8 protein-coding genes are annotated in these 12769 nt (G+C 42.9%); all 8 read left to right on the top strand.

Translation table 11 applies throughout. From position 1 onward, the window contains the following. The first annotated feature begins 7 nt into the window (after positions 1–7). The 8 genes from tssM (at position 8) to JFC08_RS09940 (ending at position 12485) form a co-directional block, all read left to right on the top strand. Positions 8–4054, top strand: coding sequence for a type VI secretion system membrane subunit TssM (gene tssM / locus JFC08_RS09975; protein WP_198330579.1), 4047 nt, complete (start codon positions 8–10; stop codon positions 4052–4054). Continuing rightward, positions 4051–5031, top strand: a complete 981-nt coding sequence (gene tagF / locus JFC08_RS09970; RefSeq protein WP_198330578.1) for a type VI secretion system-associated protein TagF — start codon at positions 4051–4053, stop codon at positions 5029–5031. The genes tssM and tagF overlap by 4 nt, the downstream gene beginning before the upstream one ends. Positions 5032–5264: 233 nt before the next feature. Then, a complete protein-coding gene (locus tag JFC08_RS09965) occupies positions 5265–5978 on the top strand; it encodes an OmpA family protein (RefSeq protein WP_198330577.1) in 714 nt (237 codons plus the stop codon). A gap of 172 nt (positions 5979–6150) precedes the next feature. Continuing rightward, entirely contained in the window at positions 6151–9006 is a 2856-nt protein-coding gene (locus JFC08_RS09960) for a DUF2345 domain-containing protein (protein ID WP_198330576.1), read from the top strand. Between the two features lie 2 nt (positions 9007–9008). Continuing rightward, a complete protein-coding gene (locus JFC08_RS09955) occupies positions 9009–9440 on the top strand; it encodes a hypothetical protein (RefSeq protein ID WP_045451239.1) in 432 nt (143 codons plus the stop codon). Beyond that, a complete protein-coding gene (locus JFC08_RS09950) occupies positions 9437–9961 on the top strand; it encodes a hypothetical protein (protein WP_198330575.1) in 525 nt (174 codons plus the stop codon). The genes JFC08_RS09955 and JFC08_RS09950 overlap by 4 nt, the downstream gene beginning before the upstream one ends. Positions 9962–10037: 76 nt before the next feature. Next, the gene (locus JFC08_RS09945) at positions 10038–11225 is read left to right on the top strand and encodes a hypothetical protein (RefSeq protein WP_198330574.1); all 1188 of its coding nucleotides are present in this window, start codon (positions 10038–10040) and stop codon (positions 11223–11225) included. A 468-nt stretch (positions 11226–11693) separates the two neighbouring features. After that, on the top strand, positions 11694–12485 hold the full coding sequence (locus tag JFC08_RS09940) for a hypothetical protein (protein WP_198330573.1): 792 nt from the start codon (positions 11694–11696) through the stop codon (positions 12483–12485). The last annotated feature ends 284 nt before the right edge of the window (positions 12486–12769 follow it).

The raw sequence follows: 12769 nt of genomic DNA, 5'->3' as shown, positions 1-12769 counted from the left end.
AGCACGCATGTTTTCAAGGTTTTTTCATCTTATCTATAACCCAAGAGTATTATTGGCGCTGGGGCTCATAGTCGCTCTAGTCTTACTTTATGATTATGTGACTATTAAAACCTTTGTCATACTCATTGGCGTCCTAATCACATGTACGGTGCTGGGGACGCTTGGCTATTACCTGTGGAAAAAACGTAAGCTTGCCTCAGATGAGCTGGCAAACTTAGTGGAGGATAATGGCAACGAGAGCCAAGGTGACGATAGCCTTCATGTGGCTAAAGATGAAAACGCTCAAGAAGTGCAAGCGCTACGTCAGCAAATGCAAGATGCCATTAAAACCATTCGCAAATCAAAAATAGGCGATCAAACAGGCAAAGCGGCGTTATATGAGCTACCGTGGTATATGGTCATTGGTAATCCCGCGGCAGGCAAAAGCTCTGCAGTGCTACACTCTGGCTTAAAATTCCCCTTTATGGAACAAGGTAACAAGCTATCCGTTAAAGGCGTCGGCGGTACACGTAACTGCGATTGGTTTTTTTCGACTGAAGGTATTTTGCTCGACACCGCTGGACGTTACTCCGTTTATGAAGAAGATCGCTCAGAATGGCTGTCATTTTTAAGCCTTCTCAAAAAGAATCGACCTAAAGCACCGATCAATGGCATCATCATCGCGGTTAGTATCGCCGAACTCACCAAAAACGATCCAAACTATGCCTTGGATTTGGCCAAGAATCTGCGCAGCCGTGTGCAAGACTTAACTGAACAGTTAGAAGTTTATGCGCCTGTCTATGTGGTCTTTACTAAAATGGATTTGATTTCAGGCTTCCGTGACTTCTTTAATGACTATGAGCAAGAAGAGCGCAGCCAAGTATGGGGCGCGACCATTCCCTATCCTGAAGACCCAGAAAACATCAATATCACTGACGTATTCGAAGAGCATTTTGGTGTCTTGGTCAATGGTCTAAAAGACTTGAGCACCACTAAGCTATCCTTACGTCATCAGCGCACGGTATCTCCCAGTCTAATGACTTTCCCAATGGAATTTCAGTCATTACGTCCCATGATACGGACGCTGATGCATGCTTTGTTTGAGGACAACCCTTTCCAATTTAAGCCCATATTGCGTGGCTTTTACTTTACCAGCGCCTTGCAGGACGGGCAAGTTAGCAGCCAAATGACGTTGCAAATGGTACAAAATTACGATTTGCACCCACCTGCGATACCGCTCAATGCGCAGCAAGAAGCCGCAGACAAGCCCTATTTTTTACAAGATCTATTTTCTAAAGTCATTTTAAAAGACAAGCATTTGGTCAAGCAGCATAAAAACCGACACAAGCGCAGCCATCGTGCGCTTGCGACGCTAGCTGCTGTCGTGACTTTGTGTGCGGCTGTCGGTCTGTGGACATGGTCTTATGCCAATAATAAACAGCTCACTGAGCGTGTCGTGGCTGACTTACAGCAAGTCGCAGCGCTACAAAAAAATTCTAACGGTGATTTACAATCGCAGCTTGAATCGCTCAATATTCTACAAAGTCGAATCGAGCAGCTTGAAGGCTATGAAGACGACAAGCCGCTGTCTTTGAGTTTTGGCCTCTATCAAGGCGATAAGCTTAAGCAAAAATTGCTAGCAGAATATTACAACGGCATCAGCATCATCGTCTTAGCGCCAACCAAACAAAATATCGAAACGTTTTTAACCGAAGTAAATACCAATGCCGATCAATTAGAAGTCCGTACAGAAGACTCAGGCACTGATGACACCTCTGATGCTGCCGTTAATGATGCTTATATCCAGTCGGACCCCACAGACGTTGAAGATGCTTATAACGCGCTTAAAGCTTATCTCATGCTTGGCAATCATGACAATTTAGAGGCCAGTCATTTGAGTGATCAGATGACCCGTTTTTGGCGCAACTGGCTCGAAGCCAATCGCGCTGACATGCCGCGTGACAAGATGATTCGCCAAGCTGAGCGTATCTTGAGTTTTACCTTGGCTCATGTCGACGACCCCGCCTTTCCATTGATCCAAAATGACTTAGGGCTGATAGACAAAACCCGTAGCAATTTATCCAAGGTTAGCAAAGGTCAACCTGCTCGTGAGCGTGTTTACTCTGAGATTAAAATGCGTGCATCTGCCCGCTTCCCATCGGTCACGGTTGCACAGATCACGCAAAACAATGCTAATGAAGCACTGCTTGGTAGCTATGTAATTTCAGGCACTTTTACTAAAGAGGCATGGGAGGCTTTCGTCAGTGATGAGATTGATAAAGCGGCCACTACGAGAGTGGTCGCCGATGATTGGGTGTTGGCCACCAGCAGCCAAGATGACCTTACCTTGACGGGCAGTCCTGAACAGATACGACAATATCTGGTCAATCGCTATAAGCAAGAATATATCAGTGAATGGAAACGTTTTTTAACTCAAGTATATGTTCGGGATAGCACAGGCTTCGATGATCATGCGGTCTTATTAAATCAGCTGTCCAATGCCGCAGAGTCACCGTTAAAAACCCTGTTTGAGACAGTAGATCGCCAAACTCAATGGGACAATAAAGCGGCTAATCAAGCAGCTGGCAATGGTGGCGAATCTCGTCGCTCATTCGTCAACTGGTTTAAGCAAACTATCCTGCGTCAAAGCCCTGCTGAGCTACGACAAGCAGAAGCTGCGATGAATAATGGTGGTAGCTCTAGTAACGCCGCGCCTGTAGCACAAGCAAGCTCAGGTGTGATTGCTCAAGAATTCTCTTCTATACATGCGCTAGTAACGCCAAGAGAAGAAAATCAGGATCTGTCATTATTAGACAGCTATTTAGTCAGTTTAGGTGATATCAGAACCCGCTTTAACAATATCGCTCGTAGTGACGACATCGGCCCTGATGCCTTGTTGTTTGCCTCACAAACCCTCAGCCCCGAAGGCTCAGAGTTAACCAAATCTCTACAGATATTAGATGAGCAGATCCTAAGTCAAGCCAACTCTGAAATAAAACAACTGGTTCGTCCGTTGTTGAGTGAGCCACTGACTCGTTCATTTAATATGCTGCTGACGCCCACCAAGGCAGAGATTAATAAAGTTTGGAAAGCGCAAGTCTATAAGCCTTTCCTCGATAACCTAGGCAGTAAGTACCCCTTTACGGCGAATGCAAACTTAGAAGCGACGCCTGCAGAGATCGGTCAATTCTTCGGCGAAGATGGCTATGTGGCGCGATTCGTCAACGAAACGTTATCGCCCTTTATCATTCGCCGCGGCGATCAAATCTCCAGTAAAATCTGGAATGGTGCAGGTTTGGGTCTCAACCCGCAGTTTGTCGCTGATTTTGGCCGTTACTTTACCAATTATACGGGTAGTAATAGTCCAGGTGCTGCTGGTGCGAATAATACTGGTGGCGCTGCCAATCAAACCACTTTTCAAATCATGCCATTACCCGTCAGCGGTTTGACTGAATATACCATTGTGGTCGATGGTCAGCAGTTGCGTTATCGCATGGGGACCCAAGCGTGGACAACGTTTGTATGGCCGAACCCAAGTAGCCAACCTGGTGCCAGTATTCGAGCCAAAGACTATGATGGCAGAGACTTTACTGTCTTTGAAGAAGCAGGTAGCTTTGGGGTAGAAAAGCTGATTAACAGTGCACGCCGTACTGAACTGGGCAATGATGTCTTTGAGATGGCATGGTCTGGTGACGGTATCACTATCTCTGTACGCTTTAGAATCATCAGCGGCAGTGGCAGTAGTACCACTACCGGTCAAGGTCGCTCTACCAATCCCTTTACTGGCATGAAACTACCAGAGGAGATTATTGCCCTTGGTGTCACACGTACAGCAAGGCCAATTTCTGATAATAATACTGTTGATGGCGATACTCCTAATGCGGGTTCTGGCACCAATCAGCCAGTACCGACTGGCGAGCAAAATACAAGCAATGTCACGCCGCCAGCCCGCACATCTACTGTAACCCCTAATACTAATAGTGAAAACAGTCCACCAGTGCAACCGCCTACTGATAGCACGACGGCTACTGATGATCGTTCAGCCGTGACTGAACAGCAGGAGCAAACGCCATGACTCCAGACTCCTTGCCTTTAGTATATTTTGGAAAATTGCCTGCTCGCGGGGACTTTGTCCGGGCGCGCGCTCATATCTCTGAGACCAATGCCATTGATGAGTGGGTCAGCGAAGCGTTAGCCGTGTCGGAAAGTGTATTTAGCGGAATTCCGATAGACAATGTCAGTAATCATAACTTTGCCTTTTTAAATTTCAGTCATATCGATACTAGAGCTAATGAGATTATCACCGGTGTTTTGATCCCTAGTCACGATAGTAGCTATAGAAATTACCCATTGATAGGTTTTGGCGTGCTTCATCTCGATAAACCGAAAAACTGGATGAACTATCTGCCCGTCAAGTCATCAGCGCTTTGGAATGACACTTATGAAGTTTTAAGCATGGCCAAATCCAAAACTGACAATACCGATCTTATGGAGCATCTCAACCATAGCCAACTCAGCATCGATAATAATGCCAGTACTTACTACTATGATTTTATCAATACCACTACGTTGCATGATATAGCGATCTTAATGAACATTGATAAAGCGCAGCTGATACAGCAAATCATTGCCACTGGCCTGTTATTTTTACCTACTTTTACTAAGGGTTTCCATGGCTTAAATAAAGCCATCTGCTGGTCACTTACCTCTGATAGAGAAAACTCGATACACATGGCCACTTTTTGGCACGATCTCATCAATGGTTTTTATCAGCCACACCAGCTCTACTTGAATACCTACTTATATCGTGTCGCTAATTGCTATCGCCTGCTCATGAGTTTTACTAAACCAGATGGACGTATACTCAAGCAAATATCAGAAAGTGAAAAAACTTATCCTGAAGGTTGGGTGGTCATCGCTCATAGCGACTGGACTCAAGGCTATATCGATGAAGACATTGGGTTGACACGGTTTAATAAAGTATTGTTACAAGACAATTTATATCTGTATGATACTAGGCAATTGTTTAAAAAAACTTTTTTAGCACAATAAATAATGGCTCACGATAACTGCTGATTTGTAACAGCTGATAGTAGCCGCCATGCATCATACCCCTGCAATTAGTCACTGCTCAATAATAGACAGATTAAAAAGGTACTTGAATGAAAGTCCTCTCTAGAATAACAAAATCTAAGCGAACAAATCACACGAAAAACCTGCTATTAGCCGCCGCTATCACCCTGCCTATGAGCGCCGTTGTATTTGCAGAACATAACGACACTCATGTGACAAATAATTCACAAAATGTGCCAGTGGTCATCAAGGGTGTGGTCGCTACCAGCTCAGACAAACAGCAACTGCTCGACAAGCTAAAAGCACAGTATCCTGATAAACCTGTCAGAGATGAAATCGAAGTACGTTCGAACATCAGTATACCAACCAACTGGCAACAGATAGCCACGACTATCATTGATAGCGATATCTCTAACATTCGTCAAGGGCGTATCGACATTCATGGGACGACCATTAGCTTACATGGCAAGGTAAGCAGCCTTGAACAAAAGCAAGCCATCCAAAATCGTATTCACTCGCGCCTAACAGATCTCTATCAATTAGAAAACCAGCTGGTCGTGGTAGAAGGTGAACAACGCCTCATAGACGAGACTTTAGGCAACCGTATTGTCGAGTTCGAGTCTGGTAGCACCAATCTAACGCCGATGGGCCTTGGTATCTTAGACGATATGGCAGGGGTGTTACAGCGGGTCGGTGATAAGCCTGTTCTTATCACCGGTCATACCGATAATGTCGGCAATTCTACTGCCAATCTTGCCCTATCAAATAAGCGTGCAGAAGCCGTCAAACAATACTTGATCGGTCGAAATATCAATGCGTCTCGCCTTAGTACTACTGGTAAAGGGGACTTAGACCCTATCGCTAGTAACGACAACGAAGAAGGTCGCACTCGCAATCGCCGTATCGAATTTACCCTTAATGAATAACATCGCTATGTAGAACGTATGACGATAACGGCAACTAAGCAATGACGGTTAAGTGCTGATAGCTGGTTTGATAATGCTGAAAAATATGCTGTCATTGCTACTAGAGATATCGATGCTACAAAAAACACCAATGCTAAAAGAGAGCCACTGCTAAAAAAATAGGGACATAACTATGCTACGCTTGACCAATACCGTGCTGCCTATGCACCCTGATCGGCTCTATGCCAGTGAAGGCAGCACTCAAGCGCCCTATCCGAGCGCTCGCCAAGACATCAATGCTCATCGTGCCTGGCAAGATAAGCTCATGCATAGCGCTGATGAAGCCGATATCATTGCTCAACTAAACCCCAATGGTAATTACCAATACCAGCAGCATAGTATCGACACTTATGTGCTACACGTTTATATCCATGAGCGGCATCACCCTCCCTTTACGCCATTAACCAATCTTATCGGTAGCCCTCTGACCTTGAGCTTTGATATTCCAAGTGGCCTAAGCTTTCGTCATCTGTATATAACAGCGGTGCATCAGCTAGATCATGATGGCAGCTACGGCTATTATCGCTTGCTCGCCCAGCCCATCACTTATCGTCTGCATCAGCATATACGCGGTCATATTGATACTCATTTGACCGTACAAGCGATGGTAGCAGAGCGCACGGCTACGCTGGATATAGAAATCATCGATGACAGTAACAATGGTGAGGATGCTAACTGGTCACCAGCACGCATGACCCAGTGGCAAATAAGCGACTGGACACATATTTGCGAGCGGCTCGCGCGTCAAGGGCTGACCGCCTATCTGCGCCATAAGCAAACGGATGAGCACAGTCCACCAAAGCTCATCATTACCACCGCAGATCCAAGTGATAGCAATGTCATCAGCTTGAATATTGGCGCGCTGCGTTACCAGCAAGTGTTACATGACCGTGTCCATGCACCAGTATTGGCATTGAGTGAGCAGGTCATCACCCAGCCAAACTCAGTAACGATGCAGCGTTTTAATAGCAGCAGTGTTGCACACCCAACGCAGTCCGCTGACGTTGCGATGAGCCGTAACCCTAATGACGTAAGCCATTCAAATAACCACACTCTCACATTAGACACGCCAGCTGCTTTTGCGCCAGTAACCAATACTGAAACCATAGACGAAGCAACCATCGTGGCAAACAGTCATCAAAGTCAATATAGCGTCTATCATGCCCTAGCCCATGCTACGAATTTGAGTGTTGCTGATACCTTTATGCTTGTCGATCACAGTGCGCTCAATCAGCACTACCGTGCTACCCATATCGTGCATCTGGCTCGCAATAGTCTAGCGCATGTCACAGGGCTGACCCAAAGCTCACGCCACCAACAGCGTCATGCGTCAACATTAACAGCTGGCATTCATTTGACTCAGCTGCGCCTCATTACCGCTGATACCCCGTGGGTCGGTCATCTATATAGCAGACATGCCCTACCGCCGATGACGGGGATCACTGAAATGCAAAATGAGATGGATAGCCGTAACCATATGACGCCCACGCGCAACTATTTACTGGATAGTCCAGCTCAGCCTATCAACCGATTGGAGGCGCAAGCTGGCGCGAACTACGGCACCCACTTCACCCATAGAGCGGACGACCAAACCCTCATGCAGTCTATCGGCGATAGCGAGCATCTAATTAACACGGGTAGCTTATTATCATTGACTCGCCCTAGCTTATTTGCCACGGACAACGAACAAGCGGTCGAAAGCGGTTATCGCAACACGGGCAACGGCCTGTCTGAATGGGTGACTGACCACCGTACAGAAAAAGCTTACTCTCAGATAAAAATAGACAGTGCTGGGATATCTGCCAGTCTAAAGATGGGGGCCATCAATCCATCAGACACCGCCAAACGCGAAGGCATCAATGCAGCTACCAATGCCCAAATCAATATCAAATCAGGCGAAGCCCTCGTTCTCTCCACTCAACCGCAAACTCATACGCAATCTGGACAGCATAACTACCAGCAGCACACCCCGACTCTCACCCAAACTGGTCTTGGCGGTCAGCACTTAGCCGAACGTTTAACACAATTGGCGACAGGGCTTGGACGTCATATCAATGACCACAAAGCGATTAAGACGCAACTTGAAACTATCGCAGAGGAACAGCAAACCAAAACTCATCAAACAATGCCATTCGCGCTGATCGATAGCGCAGCAGACATAAGCTATGTGAGCGACGATACACTGATTCACAGAAGCATGGGTGAGCTGATTAGCACTACTCAGCAAGATATGAGTATTAGTAGTGGCGATAGTCATAATCAAGTCAGTAGCGAGTCTCTAAATATCATAGCCGATGGTCAATTTAGCATGACCAATGCCAAAGAGAATATCACCCTCTCCACCCATACGGGTAAGCTTGAGGCCACGGCTAAGCAAGATGTCAATATCGCCTCCTCGACCAAAGAGGTTGAGATAGTAGCGACGAATAAGATTACGCTAACGGCTGGTGGTGCGAGTATCACTTTGGATGGCGCAAATATTACGATAGCGGCAAAGCAGTTTACGGAGAAGGCTGGTAAGCATAGTAAGGCTGGGGGTGGAAGGGATGGGATGGGTTTGGCGGGGTTGCCGAGTTTGATAGCTGGTGCGATGTTTAAAGCGCAATTTAAGTTCGCTGACGATGATGATATCGCCTACACCAATACACCATATATTGCTATTAATGAGAATACAAAAGAAACATTCGAGGGTGTAACTGATGCTGAGGGAAATACTGAGACTTTTTATAGTTCTGACTCCAATAAGATTAAAGTACATCTAAGAAATGAAGACCCTTGGGGATCTATTAAGCTTTATAAAACTAAATTTAAGTTTACTGATGATGATGGTAACCCCTATAGTCATGTTCATTATCGTGCAATATCTGAGGTAAAAGAGTTAATTTATTTTGGAATCACTAATGCTGAGGGTGAAACTGAAAACCTTGTATCATCACTTAAAGAAAACTTTAATGTTCACCTCTATCTATCAACGAATGGAGATTATTAGTTATGCAAAAACCGCCTCAATATTCTACAGATAAAACTACTTTAGATGGTAAAACTAAACAGGTGAAGATTACAAAGGGGAACAAAAATTTAAAATCTTGTCCTGTATTTGAGAATTTAGTGCTCAGTGCAAAGGGATCTGAATATTTAGATGATATTAACTCTCGTCTTAAACTTGGTAGCTGGCTAACAAGATTTTTAGGTATAGGAGGAGTAGCTACTGTCTTTATAGGCGGAACAACTTTAAATGCAGAAGTTGCAGTAAAATCAACAGACTGGATAATGCTTGCAGAAGGTATGAGAGACGTGAGTAAGATAACTCGACGAAAAGTTGAAGACATAGCAGGTATGGCTGTCATTGACCTTCAAAGTGATGGAGCAAGTAACGATGAAATTAAATTCTTTAGATCTATTTACGATGGATGTATACCATGAAAAAAACTATATTCTTTTCATTAATATTAATCATATTTTCAGTACCGGCTTGTGCTAAAACAGAGACACAATTAGAAGATAAACTTACTCTAGAATCAGCAATAGAACAGTACGAGAACACTATAGATCTATGCACTGCTGAAGAAAAAAACAGAACTTTACCTGATGAAAGTACTTTAAAGAAGATAAGTAAAATTGACATAAAAAAAGTTAAAGATTACATATTATATCGTTCAGATATCAACTATAAGATATGTATGCTTAAAAATGGTGCAGCTCCACTTGAATATTTTGTAGCTTTATCAACAGATAAGGCAAAAAGCTCCGCAGTACGAAAGAGAGCACGTTTAATTTCTGAAGAAATAGTCAGCAGTCATATAATAGACAAAGTAAATAATATTTCAAATTTAACATCAGAAGAAATGTTACAACTAAAGTCAATCGGTTATTTAAACACAAGCTTTGATGCGGTTAAAACATATGATGCTTTAAAATCTTATAACAGCCAAAAAATCGATTGACTTAATGATAGAAATTAGAGTAGCAATAAGTAAGAAGCAGTGCACTTTGATGTTTGATCTGAATGAGTAGATAGATATGTTGAAGCGATTAAGGTTCATTACTTCTTTTTTTATCATATTAATAGCTACTTCTTGCCAAGCTAAAACAAAGGTTAATATGCCTGATAAACCTTTAGAAATTTCATTAAACATGACTGCTAAAGAGTTATACGATGCCAACCCTGAGTATAAAGCTTTTCAAGAAGCGGACGCTCAACCTATGGGCGTTACTTTTCAAGGTTATGATTTTCCAAGATATAAAGAACCTACTGTAATTATTAAATATCCTAATGGTGAGTTAAGTATTGACGGTGTTATGTCAGTCTTGGCTTACGACGATAACAAACAAGCAAATTACAAACTCTCGAAAGTCAATCTTGGCTTTTTATTCAACCATAAAGTAAGCGGTATATCAGACGAAGATGCCTATCAGAAAATGATGTCTTTCTTTAAAGAACTACAAGATAAAGGTTGGACTTATGCTAAAAGTTTAAGTGAACCTCGTTTAAGCCCTAAAGACAGCTTTACATTTGCCACAAAAGAAGGTGGAAGTGACTTTAATCTTGATTACACCTACCCTTTGAACTTTGAGCAATGGATGCAGCTCAGTGATTTGCAAATATGGCAACTGCGACATGGTACAGATGTATTTATGAATATTAGAATAAATAGGCAAAGTGACCCTGAAACAGGCAACCGTCATTACCTGATTAGCTTAGATATTTTCGATGAGTTAGAGTTAATAAGACAAATCATTCCTAATAACTATGATGAATCTTTGACCAAAGAATATAGTAAGCTTTATGGCGGATTACCTGAAGCTAGACTTTTTTTCGAGACTAAAGCCATTAAAATGGGATTGAAGATTCAGCAAAATCAACCTGATTATACGCTACCACTCGTACTTAAAGAGACAGGTATCGACACCAGTAAATTTATCTCTATTGACCCTTATAAAATTACTTATGAAGAGTTTATGCAGCGTTCTGAGGCGGGTGAAGATATGACGCCTTATTATGAGAACCAGCCTACCACTAAACCTGAAATTACTAGTCAAGCCAAAGGGCGTTGCCCAGCAAATCAGCCTTGCCCTGAGTCAGGCTACTGGTTCACTCAAGCAAAAGCGAACAGTCGTGCCTACTTTAAGCAAGGTGACATCATGCCTGATTACCCTAACAACCAATGGGGCGAAGTTATTTGGCAGTTTGATGGTGAACAAGGGTAAGGCTATAAAATCCCATTATTCAAGCAACTAAGGCATGTTTAATATTATTTTTAAACAAATTTTCATTACTCTGATTTGCTTTAGCTTTCTTTTTTTAGCTACTGCCTGCCAAGCAGAAAAAGAGGTTGTTATCCCCCTCATGCTTATGTTTCAGTAGAAGAAAGCCCTGACGCGTTTAAAAAGAACAACGAAGGCATTAAACAGTATTGGAGTTTTGATGATAATCCTCTCAATATTGGTAGCTTAGGCGTTACTTTTTATAAATTACGTTTTCCTAGCGATAATTATGCCACTGTTACGTTTACTTACCCTGATGTTCCATCGTTTACTATCCAAAATGTTAGTAGTACTTCAGGATTCTACAGTCACGATAGACCAGAACGAGGTATAGAGTCTTCTGCAGTTCGTTTCTTTATCGAAAATGCGCAAGGTAGTTATGGTGTTACGAAAAAAGATGCCTATGTCGCCATGCAAAATTTGTTTAAACAGCTAGAAAAGCAAGGTTGGTTAGATGATCACCGCATTGACGACCCTCGTATATCTATTCAAGATAGCTATACTTACGGTACTAGCGAAAACGTTGCAGATGATTTTGTAAATTATCAATACCCTTTAACTTTTAATCAATTCAAAAAACTACCGAGCTTACAAACATGGAGTTTGCGACATGGTACTGATGTTTTTTTAACGGTTGACATGCAATACAACTTTGAAGAAGAGATTAACAATTACGTCTATATGATCAGTTTAGATTTTAGCTCCGAAGAGATTCGTATCAACAGCTATCTCAGTTATGACAATCCAGACGATACTATGGAATCAGTTTTTATAGAAGCTTATCCAGACTTACCGCAAGCTAGACTATACGCTGAAACTCAAGCTTTAGAGATAGGCTTAGACGTTCAACAAGATCAACCTGACTACACCTTACCCCTTGTATTAGAGAGAACTGGCATTGATACCAGCAAATTCATCTCAATAGACCCCTACAAAATCACTTACGAGGAATTTATCGAACGTAAAGAAGCTGGCGAAGACATGACTCCTTATTATGAAAATCAGCCAAAGGCTAAGCCTGCAATAACCAGTCAAGTCCAAAGACGTTGCCCAGCAGGACAACCTTGCTCAAAATCAGGCTACTGGTTTACTTTAGCCAAAGCAGACAGCCGTAGTTACTTTAGACAAGGCGAAACCATGCCAGACTATCCAAACAACAACTGGGGTGAAGTGATTTGGCAGTTTGACGGTGAAGAAGGATAGTTTGTTATTATTTTACTTAAGCCACCTTCGGGTGGTTTTTATATTTATGACTCTCAAATCAAGCTCGAACTCCAATAGCAAACAGGACAACTACCAGTATCATCCTGCTACTTTGATGCAACTAGGGCTTGATAGAGAAGTAAACGACCACAGGGCAATTAATAAGGTATTAGAAAACAGTAATAATAAATAGCAAGCCAACACCTACCAACAAATATCATTGACACTGATTAGGGCGTGTTGAACATTGGGAATAAAACGATGGCAAAAAAATAGCAAACGGT

The organism is Psychrobacter cibarius (genome assembly GCF_016107535.1).
GTDB lineage: Bacteria > Pseudomonadota > Gammaproteobacteria > Pseudomonadales > Moraxellaceae > Psychrobacter > Psychrobacter cibarius.
The sequence above is the reverse complement of the archived record's forward strand: the minus strand, read 5'-3'. Positions and strand labels throughout refer to the sequence as shown.

Coding starts and splice junctions, on each gene's coding strand:
- tssM (WP_198330579.1), top strand. CDS start 8: ATGTTTTCAAGGTTTTTTCATCTTATCTATAACCCAAGAGTATTATTG.
- tagF (WP_198330578.1), top strand. CDS start 4,051: ATGACTCCAGACTCCTTGCCTTTAGTATATTTTGGAAAATTGCCTGCT.
- JFC08_RS09960 (WP_198330576.1), top strand. CDS start 6,151: ATGCTACGCTTGACCAATACCGTGCTGCCTATGCACCCTGATCGGCTC.
- JFC08_RS09955 (WP_045451239.1), top strand. CDS start 9,009: ATGCAAAAACCGCCTCAATATTCTACAGATAAAACTACTTTAGATGGT.
- JFC08_RS09950 (WP_198330575.1), top strand. CDS start 9,437: ATGAAAAAAACTATATTCTTTTCATTAATATTAATCATATTTTCAGTA.
- JFC08_RS09945 (WP_198330574.1), top strand. CDS start 10,038: ATGTTGAAGCGATTAAGGTTCATTACTTCTTTTTTTATCATATTAATA.
- JFC08_RS09940 (WP_198330573.1), top strand. CDS start 11,694: ATGCAAAATTTGTTTAAACAGCTAGAAAAGCAAGGTTGGTTAGATGAT.